At 68.7% G+C, this 17,428-nt stretch carries 11 protein-coding genes and 1 pseudogene; 3 read left to right on the top strand and 9 right to left on the bottom strand.

Annotation, left to right across the window (positions count from 1 at the left end; genetic code table 11):
• On the top strand, positions 1-1,159 hold a 1,159-nt coding region (locus U9977_RS06995), incomplete at its 5' end, for a glycosyltransferase (protein WP_322748363.1).
• 77 nt (positions 1,160-1,236) lie between these two features.
• Here U9977_RS06995 and U9977_RS07000 read toward each other — a convergent pair.
• The 3 genes from U9977_RS07000 to U9977_RS07010 form a co-directional block, all read right to left on the bottom strand.
• Entirely contained in the window at positions 1,237-2,655 is a 1,419-nt protein-coding gene (locus U9977_RS07000) for a hypothetical protein (RefSeq protein WP_322748364.1), read from the bottom strand.
• Between the two features lie 784 nt (positions 2,656-3,439).
• Positions 3,440-7,600, bottom strand: coding sequence for an alpha-(1->3)-arabinofuranosyltransferase domain-containing protein (locus tag U9977_RS07005; protein ID WP_322748365.1), 4,161 nt, complete (start codon positions 7,598-7,600; stop codon positions 3,440-3,442).
• A complete protein-coding gene (locus U9977_RS07010) occupies positions 7,597-8,619 on the bottom strand; it encodes a dolichyl-phosphate beta-glucosyltransferase (RefSeq protein WP_322748366.1) in 1,023 nt (340 codons plus the stop codon). Before U9977_RS07010 ends, U9977_RS07005 begins: the two co-directional genes overlap by 4 nt.
• A gap of 1,013 nt (positions 8,620-9,632) precedes the next feature.
• Between U9977_RS07010 and U9977_RS07015 the strand changes: the two genes are divergently transcribed.
• Entirely contained in the window at positions 9,633-9,947 is a 315-nt protein-coding gene (locus U9977_RS07015) for a hypothetical protein (protein WP_322748367.1), read from the top strand.
• 78 nt (positions 9,948-10,025) lie between these two features.
• Here U9977_RS07015 and U9977_RS07020 read toward each other — a convergent pair whose 3' ends face one another.
• The 3 genes from U9977_RS07020 to U9977_RS07030 form a co-directional block, all read right to left on the bottom strand.
• The gene (locus tag U9977_RS07020) at positions 10,026-10,508 is read right to left on the bottom strand and encodes a ribose-5-phosphate isomerase (protein WP_322748368.1); all 483 of its coding nucleotides are present in this window, start codon (positions 10,506-10,508) and stop codon (positions 10,026-10,028) included.
• 189 nt (positions 10,509-10,697) lie between these two features.
• Positions 10,698-11,339 (bottom strand): disulfide bond formation protein DsbA, encoded by a 642-nt coding sequence (locus tag U9977_RS07025; protein WP_322748384.1) that lies wholly within the window; start codon positions 11,337-11,339, stop codon positions 10,698-10,700.
• Positions 11,340-11,419: 80 nt separating this feature from the next.
• On the bottom strand, positions 11,420-12,472 hold the full coding sequence (locus tag U9977_RS07030; protein ID WP_416210498.1) for an AI-2E family transporter: 1,053 nt from the start codon (positions 12,470-12,472) through the stop codon (positions 11,420-11,422).
• Between the two features lie 529 nt (positions 12,473-13,001).
• Between U9977_RS07030 and pepN the strand changes: the two genes are divergently transcribed.
• Positions 13,002-15,569, top strand: a complete 2,568-nt coding sequence (gene pepN / locus U9977_RS07035) for an aminopeptidase N (RefSeq protein ID WP_322748370.1) — start codon at positions 13,002-13,004, stop codon at positions 15,567-15,569.
• A 538-nt stretch (positions 15,570-16,107) separates the two neighbouring features.
• On the opposite strand, the pseudogene U9977_RS07040 reads toward pepN, so the two are convergent.
• From U9977_RS07040 to U9977_RS07050, 3 genes and pseudogenes are all read right to left on the bottom strand, one after another.
• Positions 16,108-16,377 (bottom strand): annotated as a pseudogene (locus U9977_RS07040) (ATP-binding protein); the annotation flags it as partial.
• A gap of 218 nt (positions 16,378-16,595) precedes the next feature.
• Positions 16,596-17,015 (bottom strand): DUF5130 family protein, encoded by a 420-nt coding sequence (locus tag U9977_RS07045; protein WP_322748372.1) that lies wholly within the window; start codon positions 17,013-17,015, stop codon positions 16,596-16,598.
• Positions 17,002-17,364, bottom strand: coding sequence for a hypothetical protein (locus U9977_RS07050; RefSeq protein WP_322748373.1), 363 nt, complete (start codon positions 17,362-17,364; stop codon positions 17,002-17,004). The genes U9977_RS07045 and U9977_RS07050 overlap by 14 nt, the downstream gene beginning before the upstream one ends.
• Positions 17,365-17,428 lie beyond the last annotated feature (64 nt).

The following is a 17,428-nucleotide window of genomic DNA, read 5'->3' on the forward strand; positions in this document are numbered from 1 at the left end:
GCACCACGTCCACCAGCGGCAGTTCCCGCTCTACTTCCCGGCGCCCGTGGCCAGGATCGGCCAGCTGATGGAGACCCCCGGCAGCCGTTGGGTGTACCGGCAGTGTCCGGTGGCCGTCGTGTCACCCTCGACCAGGGACGAAGCGTGGGAGGTCCTGAAGCTGCGCGGGCCACGTTTCATCGTGCCCGGCGGCGTCGATCTTCCGTGGGATCACGGGTCTGGCCGACCGGCGGACCGACCGACCATCGTCTGTGTGGGCCGCCTCGTCCCGCACAAGCGGCTGCACCTGCTGCTCGACGCGCTTCCCACGCTTCGCGCGGCCCACCCGGGACTGGTCGTCGACGTGGTCGGCGACGGACCGGACCGGGAACGGCTCATCCGGCACGCGGCCGGGCTCGGTCTCGGCGAGGACATTGTGCACTGGCACGGCTACGTGACGGCGATGAAACGGGACCGGCTGCTGTCGACGGCCTGGCTGACTGTCAATCCGTCCCACGGCGAAGGGTGGGGTTTGTCCGTACTGGAGGCTAATGCCCACGGTGTCCCGGCCGTGGCATTCCGCGTGCCCGGGCTACGCGATGCCGTCTGCCATGGCAAAACCGGCTGGTTGGCGGATGACGCTGATGCGCTCGGACCCACGATCGACCGTGCACTTTCCGCCCTCGCGGACCCGGTCACGGCGACCCGCTGGCGCGAACGGGCCCGAGCGTGGGCCGCACGCTTCTCCTGGGACGCCACCGCCGAGCTGCTGGCCCGCATCGTGACCGCCGAGATGGACAGGCTGGACAACCGCACACCGGGCCGCCGCCCGCGGGAGTCACGCCGCGCGGACGTCCTTGTCACCCGAGCGGAATTCCTGCTGTCGCCGAGGCAGGCACTGCCAGTCCTGCGCCGTACCGACCTGGTATATCGCAATATCCCCGAAGGCGACGGGCCTTACCGGGACGGGACGCTGCGTGCCGGGGACGGCTTCGGCCATGCGGTCGCGGTGCTCTACGGTGCGGGCCTCGCCGATGCTCGTGCCGCACTCGATCGGGCCGGTGTCACCGGCCCGATCGAGGTACGGGCCGCGACCGGGGAGGACCTGCTGGTCGCCGCAGTCCGCTGTGCCCGGCCCGATGCCGTGGAAGCGGGCAGAGCCCCTGCCGCGGCCGGTTAGTGCGCCAGGGGTTCCTCGTGCCACGGCACCGAAGCCCTCCATCACGGGTCGACCTGGTCAACCAGGTCGATCCGTGATCAGGTGCGCGGCTCGGGTACCCGGGTCAGGTCATCGAGAGCTACCCGGTAGAGCGCGGCGAAGCGCCGCACAGCCGATTGATCAAAAAGGTCACGATGATAACAGAACGCCAGGTTCAGATCGTCACCATAGCCCGTGGCAGTGATCACGAGCCCCTGTGGCAAACCCGCGAATGCAGCGAAGTACAGCGATGTGATCCGCGGAGTATCAGCACCCGATGTAAGCCGGCCAGGCAGCCGTCCGAGGTTCGTCACGCTGGCCGTCGGCATAAGTAGCGGTCGCGCAACGGTCGCGGCGACGCGCAGCAGCGCGTGCCGCGCCGGGCCGGGCAGCCAGGCTGTACCGCGCAGGGCATTCCCGGTCTCCGCTGGTGGCCCTGCCGCCTTGTTGGCCGCCGTCTGCCTGCACACCGCGGCCAGCAGGGTTTCGGGGTCCCGGCGGTCCAGCGGTGTCATGGCAATCACCGCATCGCCCGTATGGTTGCCGAGGGCAACCTCCCCATCGCGGTCGCGGAGGTTGATCGGCATCCGTACCCGCAACCGCCCGGTCTCCCGCCCGGCCGCGGTGTTCCACTGCTCCACCGCAGCCGCGGCGGCTGCCAACAGAAGATCGTTGACGGTGACCGTGCCACCGGTGGCAGACCGTCCGGGCTTGGGGACGGGAACCGCCATGCAGTACACGCCGTAGACGCAGGCCCGGCTGTTCGGTGATGTGCGGTTGGCACGGCCGAGGCCGGGCGCGGGGGCGATCCGCCCCTGCACCGGCTGGCGCAGCGGCGCCACGCCAGGCACGAGGCGGCTGATCCGCTCCATGGACGGGGCTGCCCGCCGACGGTGGCGCGGGAGCCCGGCGCACGCGTCGCCCCCGGCAATGTCGCCCCCGGCAATGCCTCCACCGGCAATGCCTCCACCGGCAATGCCTCCACCGCAGATGTCACCCCTGGCGGTAGCGCTCCCGGAAACACCGCCGTCCACCAGGTTGTCAACAGCTGTCCCGCGTGGACGGCGCGTCCTGGTGACGACACGGGGCTCCAGCGCGACACGGGGCTCCAGGACGACACAGCGCTCCAGGATCGCGTGCAGCAACATCGCCACGCTCAATCCGTCGAGAGCGACATGATGCGCGGCAACCGCGAGTGCGTCATCCTCGGGCAACCGCATGTGCAGAACCCGCACCGCAGGCACCCGGCTCAAGGCAAAAGGGCGAGAGCACAGGCCGGCGAACGCATCCCAGAGGTCACCATCATCATGACCACTGGCTGTGATGATCGGAATATCGGCGACGTCCGGGAATGACCACCGCCGGCCAAGCAGGCCGGTGCGCATCCGTGCTCGCGCCATCGGATACCGGGCCGCGGCACCCTGCACCGCCCTGCGCAACGTCACCAGGTCGATGGCCTCACGGGTGCGTGCGATCATGCCAACCGAAACCGGCGCCGACCGGCGATCAGAAGCCATGATCATATTTTCCAGCACCGAAAAACGCCGGTCACGAGCAGGCCGCACCGGCTCGTGCCCTGCGTGCACCGGACCTGCGTGCACCGGCCCGGTCGACAGGTGGGGAGTGGATGACCCGGATCGGGGATACGGAATCAGGCTGACAAGTGGTTCCGCAACCGGCGCCGGCCGCCACATCTCGCGGGAGTCGATTCTGACACCTTCCTTCGGCTCAGAGCGGCGAAATGTCCCCACGACACACCCCACACGACCCAGTTTCCGTCCCGTCAGGTCAGTTGACGAGATTCGGGCAGGAATAGTGGCGAAGACCTCTTTTATCGCCGGATATGTCGCACGAACCGATCACCTGCGGCAGACCCGGAACAAATCCACTGGATGCGGCTCTTCTCAGGTGAACCGATGAGATGCGAGAACGGCCGATTCGCAGCCGGCCAAGGCTGTAATGACCTACTGGCAGGCACGGGCGGCGTCCACTCTATATACCCGGCAACCCGGTATAGATATGCCGGATTGCCTGCGAGATTGCCTGGTCACGCAGCAACGCCGCATCCAACCAGAAGAGCACATTGCCGAACATGCCCAGTCGAAAAATACACAACTAACACCCAACTGCTAAACAATATTGATGCATGATAGCCGATGATCCGCCACGCAGGATCCAGCGAAACCGAGCGTGCCCGGCACCAGAGGGGTAGATCAAGGAATCCCGAGTCCACAGCGGGGCGGACCGACCGGACCTGCCCCGCTATCGACGATCGCTCTGAGCGGGGACCGACACCGACGGGCGATCGGCTGGCCGCACGACGCGACGGACGGCCGTGGATGTGAGCACGCATGCGAACGCGCCTGCGCCGCACAGCTGGACCTGCCAGCCGAAGGCTCCCCGGCCAGAGCCCGGGAGGCTGTCGGGCGTCAGCGCCACCACCGTCACGGCAGCGCCCACGCAGCCGGCGGCAAGCCAGGACAGCCCGGTTGACCAACGTCGAGCAACCGCGACCAGCGCCGGGATTACCAGCGCAACCGGACCTGCGACCAGTGTAACCGCGCACATGCCGGCCGCGATGACACCGTAGCGGAGCTGATCTCGCACCTGCTCGGGCTGTTGCCGCCGGACCCACCGACCGGTGCCCCACCGACCGGTACCCCAGCGTCGGGTACCCCAGCGACGGATACCCCAGCGACGGGTGCGCTGCCCACGCGATGCCCGGCCGGCCGGCTTGCGCAAGCCGGCCGGGAGCACCGCCAGCGCGATCAGCCCCGCAACCATGATCATGCCGACGCCGAGGTCACGGCGGTACGTCTGCCCGGGCCGGTTCACGATGACAATCGTTCCGGCCACCCCGGCCGGAATGATCCATCCTTGCTGCCAGCCATCCAGTCGGATCACCGGAAGCGACACGCCGTTCACGGTCGCGGTCCACGAAGCGTTGGCGTTCTCCCGGACGGCAAGATAGCTACGCTCCCCCGCCGCAATCTCGACCGTGCGCCGCTCCGAGGTCCAGCCGGTGATCCGAGTACCCCGAACAGGTACCGAAGGCGCCGCTAGCGCGCCGTCGACCAGGGTGAGGGAGCCAACCGCGAACGGCGCCGACCCGGGTTCGGTCGTCAGCAGATGCGGGCCGGCGCTCAAGGTGACCGTTCCACCGTCGGTGCACAGACTCATCGTGACGGACCGGAGCGCTCCAGCGTCATCCGGCCGGCCGTCGAGCCGGGTGGAATACCGTTGCCCGTCAATGATCACCATCGGACCCGAGCCGCAGGGAAGGGCGACGGGCTCCGTCCCCGGCTGCCCGGGGCCTGTAGCCACGCTCGACGAGCCGTCGCCACGTGCGCTCTGACCGCCGGTGCCGTCCTGTCCGCCGTCGGACATCCCGCCGGCTCCGGTCAGTAGGGGCGCGATCGGCACCGCCGCACCCCGGACGGTGAACGCAAGGGGCCGCGGTACATCAAACCGCCGACTGAGCTGCCGCTCTTCATCATCCTCGAACGGCTGGGATGGATCGGCCCGGTTACGCGCGAACGCGTAGACGATCCGCCCGGACGCCGCGCCGGAGAACCACCGTGCCATGTCGGAGGGTGCCTGCAGATACCGCTGAAATCTGATCCCGGGAATCGTCAGTTCACGAATTCCCGCGCCCAGAAAGGGGCCCCCGCCGCCGGCAACCTGCTCGAAGCCGACCCGGAACCACCGGGTCGGACCGGTGGGTACCGCGAGCTGCTGTGCGGATTCGATCGGCTTGACCGGGGTGACCACCGAACCGGCCTGGGTGGTCACCCGCAGCGCCCGCACGGTCGGACGGGACGGGCTCTCCTCCAGCAGCTGCACCGTCAACGTCGGTACCTCGACCGTTCGCGCGACGTCGACCTGCAACCACTGCCCCGCCGAGCCCCGGTCCGTCCTCAGACTCTGCCATGCCGAACTGGGATCACCGTCCACGGCGTTCGCGGGCGCCAGGTCAGGCGCGGCCACCAACTCAAAGCCGTAGGACGACGCGGTGACCGACATCCCACCGACATAGCCGGCCGTCGTCTGGTGCTCGGCCGCCGGCCGATCGGTCCACTGATCGGGTGGCCCCGTGGCACCCGCGACGTCCTCATGCGGCCCTAGGACGTAGGACTGAGCGCCGTGGACGAGCCCGAACCGATTGTCACGGCGGGTGAATGTGTCTGTCACCACCCAGGTGGTCCGTGGGCCGACGACATCGGCCGCAGCCGGATCAGCCGCGGTGGGGCCAGCTGCGGTGGGATCAGCCGCGGTGGGGCCAGCCGTTGCGGCCAGGTCACCGGCCAACACGGCGGCCTGGTCGGGCAACACCCGCTGGGCCGCCATCTCCACGGTCGCCTCGGCACCCCCGGACACAATCAGGGCCGTAGCTGCCGGATACGCCTGCACCATGCTGGCTCCGCCCGGGACCACCCACACCTCCAGGGCAGGCACCCGCTGCGTCGGATTACGTAGCGCCGGGACAAGCCTGGCGTTTCCCGCGGAACGGGCCGGGAGCATCGGGCCGAACCTCGCGGCCTGCTGCAGACCGGATCCGCGCAGCGCACCGCTGATCTGCGCGGATGACGGCGGCACGTCCCAGTCCTTGTTCTGCAGATCATTGCGGACCAGCACCTGGCCGATCCCGGCCCGGGCCAGTGCCTCGGCAAGCCCTGGTGCGGATCCGAGCGTGAGCTGGCGTTCGATCCCGTCCATCCACCGGATGACGCCGGTCCCACCGAGCGGGATCAGGCTGCGAACTCCCCAGGGTGTCTGTGCCAACCACTGCATCGGCTCGTCCAACGGCCGACCCCAGCTGTACTCACCGAACGCCGTTCCCGGCAGCACCAAGGTCCGGCCGCCGGCCGGATTTCGCGCCAGCCACTGCGCAGCCTGCCCCCAGTAGCCCGGAACGTTACTGAATGTGCCGGCAGGAGTGAGCTTGCCCGCAAGTGCGGGGGTCATTCCCGCAATCACGCAGGCGGCGGTCACGACGGTCACGACGACCACGACCAGACCCGGCCGCCGCGCGGCGACCCTGCGGCGCCCGACCGGCCGCCCACGCCGGATGAGCCGGATGATCGGGTCGCGCCGCCGGACCCCGCCAACCGCGCCACCCCGATCGGGGCGCCGCCACGAGGCCGCGACGGACAGGGCATGAGCGAGGCCGAGCGCCATCGGTAGTCGGACCACCGGCTGGAACTTGTAGACATTGCGCAGGAAGCCGAACGGAGCGCCGAACAGATCGCGGACGGTATCCGCCAAGGGACTTGCGGGTTGCCCAGGGTAGGCAGCGCAGATGGCGACGACCCCGACCCCGAACGTGAGCACCAGAAAGCGTCGGGCCGGCAGATCGGCGCGCGCGAGCCCCCAGACTCCGAGTGCCGCCACCAGGCCGGATCCGAGAACCGCGGCGAAGGTGGTGACGTATTCGGACGCCGCGGGCAACCATGGACTCGGCAGACGCAGGTAGGCCATCCAGTCGCTGGCGCCCCGCAACGCCTCGCCGACCGACGTCGTGGCGGTCGTGGTGACGGCGGTCTCGGTGTAAGGAAGAAAATTGAGGCCGTACCGCCGCTGCGTCGCCAGCGCCAGGACCCACCATCCGGTCGCGAGCAGCACCGACAGGATCCACCAACCCCGAAGGGCCCAGGCCCGCCGGTCTGTTCCGGCCAGAACGAGCACGACAGCCGGGCACAGCAGGACGTCCAGGGTGACGCTCGCGTTGACGCCGCCGGTCGCGAAAATCGCGAGCCCGGACAGTGCTGCGGCCCGCCGCGGCGACAGCTGCCGCAACGATCCGGATGAATCCCGCCGCACCGCGAGCACGAGCGGAAGGACCATCCACGGCAGCATTGCACTCCCCGTCAGCGCGACGGAGGTGGAGCCGATCTTTCCCAGGACGAACGGCGATACGGAGTAGGCAATCCCGCCGATCACCCGATGCGTCCGGCCACCGACGCGCAACGTGTCCGCGAGCCGGATGACTCCCCACGAAGCGACGGTCAGTATCAGAGCCATCCACAACCGCTGGGTGACCCACGGTGGTAGGCCCAGCACCTTCCCGCCGGCGAAGAACGACCCCATCGGGAACAGGTAGCCGACGTACTGGTTGGGGAGCAGGCCGAAATCCGAGCTCGAACGCCACAGATGGGTGCTGGCGGCAAGGAAGCCGGCCGGGTCCACCGCAAGATCGAGCTTGGTGTCCGCAGCAAGCCTGCCAGGCGCCTGGAGCAGACACAGCAGGACGAAACCGGCGGCCATCGCCGCGATGGACCACCGCGGCGTACGGCCGAGGTGGTCGGAGACCGCCACGAGTGCGCCACCCTGCGGGCCGGACGGCGACGGCGGCGACGGCGGTGACGACGACGACGACCGCAACGACCACCGGACCGCCGGATTGTCTGCTCCAACGATGATCATACGACCTCGCGCGGAGCCGACGTCAGGCCGGGGTCCCGTCCACCTCCGGTCCTGGTCGACCCGGGCGTCTGTACCGAGCTACCGTCGGCAGTCATACCGCCCGTACCCATACCGCCCGTACCCATACCGGCCGCACCCATACTGAGCACCCGGGCGCCCGGAGTCCGGGATGCCTCCGCCTCCGGCGCTGGATGGGTGCCCGTCCCTGCCGCGGCACCCAGGCGCCTTGCCTCAGCCAGCGGCGAGGGTACCGCCTGCAGGACCACCGACGGCGCTGCCTGGCTGGTCCGCAGGTGCAGCGGCGTGGGCAGGACAGGTACCCGCCGCCGGTACCGCCGGGCCCGCATCACGTCGACCAGCATCGCCGGGGTGTGCCTGGTGACCCGAAAGGTCCCGCCGGCCATCTCCGACCAGTGCACGGGAACCTCGGCGATTCGGTAACCCATCGACCGCGCAAGCGCGATGACCTCAACGTCGAAGCCGAAACCCGTGGACCGCGACAGGCTGAAGAGCAGCTTCGCCTCGGCATGCCGAAACGCCTTGAAGCCACACTGGGTGTCGGCGACGTCCAGTCCCGCAAGGGTCCGGGTGATTCGGTTGAACGCCCAGCTACCCATCCGCCGGCCGCTCGTGCGTAGCGCGTTGTCACCGATCCGGCGCGACCCGAGCGCAACCTCGGCATCGTTGAGCGCCGCGAGAAGCGGCGGCAGGTCGTTGAGATCCGAAGCCATATCCGCGTCCATGAACACGATCGACGCGCCCCGCGCCATCGCGACACCCGTGCGAATTGCCGTACCCTTACCGGAGTTCCACGGAAGGCTCACGACGCGTGCCCGCGGCAGCTCACTCAACAACCGCTCGGCAACCTCAGCAGTACGGTCGGTACTGCCGTCGTCCACAAGGATCACCTCCGCGCCGGCAAGCGTGCTCACCACAGCCACCAGACGGGGCAACGCCTCCGGGAGCCGGTGCGCCTCGTTGTAGGCGGGGATGACGATACTGACGGGAACGTGGTCCAAGAGTCACTCCCAAGCTGCGTCGGCAACGACAAGGGCGGTCGCGATCACCTGCCGATCGCGAAACACCTCGTCACGCCCGAATAGGTCCGGCCGAAGCTTCGATACGGCATCGCCGCGCCGGTGCGATCCGAGCTGCCAAATCAGTATTCACCCGGCGAGGACCGACCGACGATCCACCATTGCGCCGCCAACAGACTGGCGGCACGTGCTGGCCACGCGGGATGGACAGCAGGTATCCGTACATGCGCCCACCCATCCTTTCACCGGCCTTCCCCGAGGCCTCCGGCAACACGACACGAACCATGCCCGCAGGGATCTCGCGGCGAACGTCGTACCCGAGCCGACGACCCGCGAACGCCGCCGCCCACCCACCGTTCGGCACCGCTTGACGCACCTACACCTCGGACATCCTCTCGCAGGCGGGGCGCCCCTCTTCGCCCGCCACCCGCACGTCACTGCGACACACATCCGACAATGACCCCTTCGTCACACCATGCCCACCGTCGGATACCGAATCGTCACCGACCGGGATGGGGGTTATGCCATCGGCGACCTTGCGTCGACAGTTGTCTGCGTATTGTCAATGAATCGTGCTGCCGTGGATGACGAGTGCCCACCGGAACGATCACGCGCCCTGACCCCACGCCGATCCCACCCTGATCGCGCCAGTCGTTCCCACCAGCGCCCCCTCCGACAGTGTTCGGACGAAAGACAATCGGAACAGGTCTGCACCCCGTTTATTCACCCAATGGTGGTACTGTCGTTGAAATACTGAGGCTGATACCAAGCGTAATCGAACGAAAGATCTGAAACGGACTCGTAAAGTACGCAGCCCGGCCGCCAACTCCCTTCGGATCTCGCCAGTGCGGGTCAATGCATTGTGCCCGAGAACCGGTTGCGAATCCTGTGTCCGGGCGATCCGCGCCCAGCCGGCCCATGCCCCCCGCACCGGGGCATTCTGGATCCCGAGGATGTCCGCGCCGGGTGGGCGTCGCACCGAACAGGAGTGATCGATGACGGAAGGCCCTGCGACAGCCACCAGCCCCGGCGACGACGGTCCGACCCCACCGAGCCCAGCCGGTTCCGACAGCGATCCGACCGAGCGATCAGGGCGTCGGCGGGACATGGGTGATCCCGGCCTACGTGCCCTGGTCGGCGCCGGACGCTCGCGGCTGCCGCCGGGAACGGCTATGCGAGCCCGGGACGTCGCCCGGCCCGACCTCGACGACATGGCCGAGGCTGAACGCACCGTCGTCCTTCGGCGGCGTCCATGGACCGACCCCGCCACCGCCCCCACGACCGTCCCCCGAACGCAGCGTCGAGGGTAACTCAGACCGCCCTGACGCCTGCGTCAACACCTGTTTCAATCCTTGTGTCCGGCTGGGCCGTAGGCCGGGGCACTCGGGTCAGGGAGCCAGTGGCGCGGACGTGATCGGCACCACGCCAGATCGCTCGTAGGCCGTGAGCATGGTGATCCGCCGGATGTGACGTTGCTCGGCGCTGAACAGCGTCCCCAGGAACACCTCGATGAGGCCGACGGCCTCCGCAACGGTGTGCATCCGCGCACCGATACTCGCGACGTTCGCGTCGTTGTGCAGCCGGGCGAGCCGGGCCGTTTCGATATTCCAGACGAGGGCGGCGCGCACGCCGGTGACCTTGTTCGCGGCGATGGCCTCGCCGTTGCCGGACCCGCCGATGACGACACCCAGACTGCCCGGTTCGCCCACTACGGCCGCGGCTGCCGCGATCACGTACGGCGGGTAGTCATCATCCGGGTCGTAGGCGGCCGGGCCGTGATCAACTGCCGAATGACCCAGCTCGGCCAGTCGAGTGATCAATGAGATCTTGAGTTCGAAGCCCGCGTGGTCGGAACCGAGATGGACGCGCATGGAACGAAATGATGCCCGTCGCAGGCCGCCGTTACTCCCCCCGCTCCAATGATCTAGGAAAGACACACCTGACGGGCGACACCCGCGGGGCATCGGTCCCCGATCCTGTTCACCGGATGGTCCTTGACAGCAACAACCCGCTCACAGCGGCTGGCACCGACCCGGTCGGACCCGATCCGAGTGGGCGGATCAGTCGAACACGGGGCCGCTGTCCCGGGTGCGCTTGAGCTCGTAGAAGCCGGGAGTGCCCGCGACCAGCAGCACGCCGTCCCAGAGCCGGCCCGCGGCCTCGCCCTTGGGCGTCGGCGTGACGACGGGGCCGAAGAACGCCGTGTCCGCCACCGCGATCACCGGCGTGCCGACGTCCATGCCCACGCGGCTGATCCCGTCCTGATGGCTCGCCCGCAACGCATCGTCGAACTCCTCCGATGTCGCCGCATCAGCAAGATCCGGCTCCAGGCCGACCTCGGCCAGCGCCGCCGCGAAGGTGCCGGCTTCCCACTCGGCCTTCTGCAGGTGGCGACGCCGGCCCAGCGCCGTGTACAGCGGCAGCAACACGTCCTCGCCGTGCCTCGCCGCGGCAGCCACGCAGATCCGCACCGGGCCCCACGCGCGGTCCATCAGCTGCCGATATTCGTCCGGGAGGTCCCTGCCCTGGTTGAGCACGGCCAGGCTCATCACATGCCAACTGAAGCGCACCGGCCGGACCTGCTCGACGTTCAGCGCCCAGCGCGAGGCCAGCCATGCCCACGGGCAGCTGGGGTCGAACCAGAACGCGGCCGTGGTGACCGGCGTGACTGATTCGTGATCCGTGGTGGTGGTCGAGACCACCTGTGGTGAAACGCTCTGCGTGGACACAAGCCGCTCCTGATCATCCGACGAGATGGGCCCGGCACTCTCCTGTGTCCGACTCAACCATCGCAAGCAGCTGACTGTTTCCCGGACCGAGCCAGGTAGCCGGCCACCCGGTTGACCACGGCGACGAACGGCACAGCGGCAATCGCTCCCGGGATACCGGCCAGCACACCACCGGCGGACAGCGAGATGACGATCGCCAGTGGATGCAGACGCACGGCCCGCCGCATCACCAGCGGCTGCAGCAGGTGGCCCTCGACCTGCTGAACGCCGACCGCGACCGCCAGAATGACCAGGGCGGGCACCCAACCGTTGGAGACGAGCGTGACCAGCACCGCCGCCCCGCCGGCCACGGCAGCTCCGACGATCGGGATAAACCCGCCCAGAAACGTCAGCAGAGCCAGGGGTGCCACGAGGGGAACCCCGACCACCAACAACCCGATCGTGAGACCGGCGGCGTCCACGAGCGCTACGACCATGGTGCCGCGGACGTATCCGGTCAGTGTCGACCATGCCTCCCGGCCCGCGCCGCGCACCCGTGCCTCACTGTCAGGTGGGAAGCGGGTGACGATCCAGCCCCAGATCCGGTCACCGTCGTGGACGAAGAAGAACGTCGAGAACAGCATGAGCAGAAGGCCCGTGAGCACCTCGGCGGCAACGGTGGCGCCGGAGAGCACGCCGGAGGCAAGGCGGCCCCGGTTGTTCGCCAGCGTCTGGGTGATGGTGTTGGTGAGATCGTCCAACTGCTTCTGCGACAGGTGCAGCGGTCCGTCCTGCAGGTAGTCACGGACCTGTTCCACACCATTGCCGACCTGATCAGCCAGGCTCGGAAACTCGTTGGCCGCATTGAAGCCGACACCCACGCCCACGCCCACCACAATGATCAGGAAACCGACGACGGTCAGGAAGGAGGAGGCCAGTCTCGGCACCGAGTGTCGGCGCAGGGCCAACGCAACCGGGCGGATCAACGCGCTGATGAGCAGACCGGCGATCACCGGAATCACCACGATGCGGATCCGGCCGACGGCCATCAGGATGACGTAGATCGCCGCACCGATGATGAGAAGGCGCCAGGACCAGCCGGCGGCCACCCGCAAAGCCGCGGGCACCTGCGGTTCGACCCGGTCCGTGGGCGCCGGGGCCGTGGGCGCCGGGGCCGTGGGCGCCGGGGCCGTGGGCGCCGGGGCCGTGGGCGTCACAGGGGCGGGCGTCTGCTCCGCCCCAGCAGACGGTCCGGGTGGCCCGGGCGGACCGGGCGGACCGGGCGGAGCCGTGTCCCTCGGCCGGGAAGGACGCCCAAAACCGGTCACACGCCTCACCGATGTTCTCCCTCACCGTCACGGCGCCTGCCGTGCTTGAGCCGGCCATGCCGCCCGAACGTTTCAAACCCGCATCAAACCCGACCACGGGCGCACCGGGTAGCTGTTTGTCCGTACCGGCCACAGATCGCCACCGACCACAGATCCGTACCAGCCACAGATCGCTACCGGGTATGCCCGATGGAGCGGACGTGCCGGGTGCCTGGAGCGTGGGAGACTGTGGGATCCGCGCCGTTGTGCCGCCCAAGCCGCCGGACCCGGACGTCCGCCACCCTCGCCCCGGTGCGGGACGCTCATCCGACCTGCCGAAAGGACCTGCGTGTCAGCCAACAACCTCACCCGCGACGAGGCGCGTGAGCGCGCCCGGCTGCTCAACGTGTCTTCCTACGAGGTGAACCTCGATCTGACGGTCGGCGACGTCACGTTCGCCGCCCGGACGACGGTGCGCTTCACCTGTGCCGAGCCGGGCGCTTCCACCTTTATCGAGCTGATCGCCCCGACCGTCCGCTCGGTGACCCTCAACGGCCGGAGCCTGGACCCGGCCGAGGTGTACGAGGCGAGCCGGATCGCGCTTTCGGATCTGGCGGAGGTCAACGAGCTGGAGGTGGTGGCCGACTGCGCCTACTCGAAGACCGGCGAAGGCCTGCACCGTTTTGTCGACCCCGTCGACAGCGCCGTCTACCTGTACACCCAGTTCGAGACCTACGACGCCCACCGGATGTACGCCTGTTTCGACCAGCCGGACCTGAAGGCGGTCTTCCATCTGTCGGTGGTCGCCCCGGCCGGCTGGACGTGCATCTCCAACGGACGCCGGCTGGAGTCCACCGACGCGGAATCGCAGCGGACCTTCTGGCTCTTCGATGCCACACCGGTCATCTCGACCTACATCACCGCGCTGGTCGCCGGCCCCTATCACGAGGTCCGTGACCACCACGACGGAATCGACCTGGGCCTGTACTGCCGGCAGTCGCTGGCCGAGTTCCTCGACCCGGACGAGCTCCTCACGATCACCAAGGCCGGCTTCGACTTCTATCACCGGGTGTTCGACTACCGGTACCCGTTCGATAAATATGATCAGCTCTTCGTCCCCGAGTTCAACGCGGGTGCGATGGAGAACGCCGGTTGCGTGACGTTCCTGGAGGACTACGTCTTCCGCGCAAAGGTCACCGAGGCCCGCCGGGAGCGGCGAGCCGAGACGATCCTGCACGAGATGGCCCACATGTGGTTCGGCGACCTCGTGACGATGCGCTGGTGGGACGACCTGTGGCTGAACGAGTCGTTCGCGACGTTCATGTCGGTGCTCGCCCAGGTCGCCGCGACCCGGTTCACCAACGGTTGGACGACGTTCGCCAACGCCGAGAAGGGCTGGGCCTACCGGCAGGACCAGCTGTCCTCCACCCATCCCATCGTCGCCGACGCGCCCGACATGGACGCGGTACGCACGAACTTCGACGGGATCACCTACGCCAAGGGCGCCTCCGTCCTCAAGCAGCTGGTGGCGTGGGTCGGCCAGGAGGAGTTCCTGGCCGGGCTGCGGTCGTACTTCCGCCGGTACGAGTACGCCAACACCTCGCTGCGGGATCTGCTGGACGAGCTGGAGAACGCAAGCGGCCGGGACCTCTCCGTGTGGTCGGCGGACTGGCTGGAGACCACCGGAGCCAACACCCTGCGTGCCCGTTTCGAAACCGACTCGTCCGGCCTGTTCACCTCCTTCGACCTGGTGCAGGAACCGGCGTCGTCACCGTCCACGGCGAGCCGGACGCTGCGGCCGCATCGGCTGGCGATCGGCCTGTACGACCGTGCCTCCGACGGGTCGCTGCTGCGCCGCGAGCGCATCGAACTGGACGTCGTCGGCGCGCTGACCGAGATCCCGAAGCTCGTCGGCGCCCGCCGGCCCGACCTGATTCTGATCAACGACGACGACCTCACCTACGCCAAGATCCGCCTGGATGACCGGTCCCTGGCGACGCTGATCGACTCGATCGGCGCGATCCGCGACTCGCTCCCACGGACGCTGTGCTGGGCGGCGGCCTGGGACATGACGCGCGACGCCGAACTCGCCGCGCGGGACTACGTCGCCCTCGTGCTCTCCGGTGTGGACACCGAGGACGACATCGGCGTGGTGCAGTCGCTGCTGGCCAAGGCACAACTCACGATCGACACCTACGGGGATCCGGCAAACCGGTCGGGCGCGTTGCGGGCGCTGTCCGCGCGGGCCGAGGAGCTGCTGGCCACGGCCGAGCCCGGCAGCGACCTCCAACTGGTCTACGCGACCACCGTCGCCCACGCCGAAGAACCCGACCAGGTCGCACGCGTCCGCGCCGTCTTCGAGGGCGCCGAGGTCATCGACGGGCTCGCCCTCGACACCGAGCTGCGCTGGACCCTGCTCATCCAGCTGGTTGCACGCGGCGTGTACGGAGTCACCGAGATCGAGGCCGAGCTCGCCCGCGACCCCACCGCGACCGGCGAGAAGCGGGCCGCCACCGCCCGCTCGGCCCGGCCCACCGCCGAGGCGAAGGCCGTCGCGTGGGCCGCGGCGATGGAGTCCGACAAACTGTCGAACCATCTGCTGGTGGCGACCATAGGCGGCTTCTGGATGCCCGGCCAGGACGAGCTGACCCGGCCGTACGTGGACCGCTACTTCGCCGAGATCGGTCGGATCTGGCGGACCCGGACCTTCGACACCGCCCAGACGATCACGCAGATGCTCTTCCCGGCTGCGATCATCGAACCGGAGACGGTCGAGGCGGTGGACGCCTACCTCGCCGATCAGGAACCGGTACCCGCGCTGCGCCGGGCGCTGGTCGAGGGCCGCGACGGGCTGGTGCGCGCGCTGCGCGCCCGCGCCAAGGACGTCGAGGCCGCCGCGGCTGCCGCCGGCTCCTGACCACACCGGCTCCTGACCACACCGGCAGCGGATCCCGCTGGCCCGCGGTCGTCATCACGATCGCGGGCCAGCCCTGCCATCCAGGTCGGATCAACGACCCGGGGGTCTCGGCCGCCGACGCTTCCATCATCCAACCGAACTGGGAACTTGACCTCGCTCCGATCCAGGCGGATGCTGAAGCAGCCTCGGGATACACGCCCCGACGGAAGTGGAGCCCCGACCCTCCGGATGGTGGGTGCGGGGCTTCTGCGCGTTCAGATCCGATGCAGGACGACCGGTCCGAGAAGCCTCAGGTACTCGGGCCGCTCACGGGCCTCAGCCTGGAAGACCGCCGACGCCGAAGTCCGTTACGCGCCGTGGTAGAGGCGGTCGAGGTCGACGAGGACCACGCGGGGGTCGGCCGTGGCGCGGGCGCGCAGATCGTCGCTGAACCCGGCTGCCGAGAAGAACAGCAGCCTGGCCCCCTCCGTGTCGAGATCGCGGGTGGCCGCAATCAGTTCCCGGGCCTGTTCCAGCCGATTCAGGTGCTCGGTGCCAGCGGAGCGAGCGCGCCGACATGCTCCGACAGGTGCGCACCGAAGCGCCGGAGTGACTCGGCCGCGGTCGCCTCGGTCGCCTCGGTCGCCTCGGTCGCCTGAAAGTAGAGCCCGCCGGTCTGTTCGCAGACCGCCTCCAGCAGGAAGGACTTGCCCTGCCGGCGGCGGCCGGTGACCACGCCGAGCGTGGCGCCGGGCGTGGCGTCGGTGGCGAACCTCGACAGGCTCGCCCATTCGGCCTCGCGGTCGAACATGTCATCGGGCCGCCGCACGCCGCTCCCATTGATCATCCCTGGCATGCTGGGGCCAGGCTAGTGGAACCATACTTATATGAAGTGTGTTTCCACTAGCGTCTGGGAACCGCGGCCTCCGGCGATGCACGCACCCCAGCCCCGCTCCTCTACAGGCGGGCGCTCTTAACGATGTGAATCTGATGCTCCTGCCACAACACCAGATTCACATCGTTCCCACAGAGCGTCCGGGAGCCGGCCTACGGCTCTGGCTGTGGATGCGGAGTGCCGGCGTGCTGGGAATCCGCTGCCGGCGGACCGGCCACGTCCGCCAACTGGTACAACCCGTTGACGATCCCCCCGACGAGGTCGCCGAGGGTGAAGCTGGAGATCATCGTCAGGACGGCGAGCCCGGCGGCCTGGTCGGAGATGCGACCCTTGGCCGCGTGCGTCGTCACGATGCGGGCAAACCGCTGGCCGGGCGACACCAGGAGCAGAACGGCGGGGTCCCGCGTCGTGTCCACCAGGTTGGCCAACGCCTGCTCAGCGAACAGGTCGGCGTTACAGTCGACCGCACCTACCCGAACGGTGAAGCGAATACCGGTCTGGGCCTCCGCCGCCGCTCGGGCGCCTTCAAGTCGATCAAGCTGGTCGTGAGTGAACGCATCACCACGTGCCACTGGCGCCACCCGAGCCCGGTACCGCCGCATGGGGACGCTCGTCGTCTGCGACCGCGGGCGGCTCGCCGATCCAGATCTCGTCGTGCTGCCACGGGCGTCCCGGGCGATAACGGGACGGGCCGCTCCCCCGGCTCGACAGGAAGGTCAGGACGACCGCGATGAGAAAGCCGGCCCCGATCGTCCCGCCGTAGACGAGCCATGTCTCAAGCGGCGTGAGCGGGTCGGGGCTGTAACTGTCTCCGATGTCCTGCGCCAGGGCGGCACCGGCAAACGCCGGAATCGCAAGGACGGCCAGTGCCGCTACGGTGAGTGCACGGCGAGTGAAGTGCCGTGGACGTCGACGAGTCACGTTCCGAAGGTTACCGGGTGATTGGCCCGAGGTCGTCTGGGAGGGCCGCCTGTCACTGTGGCGC

The sequence above is a fragment of the Protofrankia sp. Cas8 genome, assembly GCF_963555845.1.
Lineage (GTDB): Bacteria > Actinomycetota > Actinomycetes > Frankiales > Frankiaceae > Protofrankia.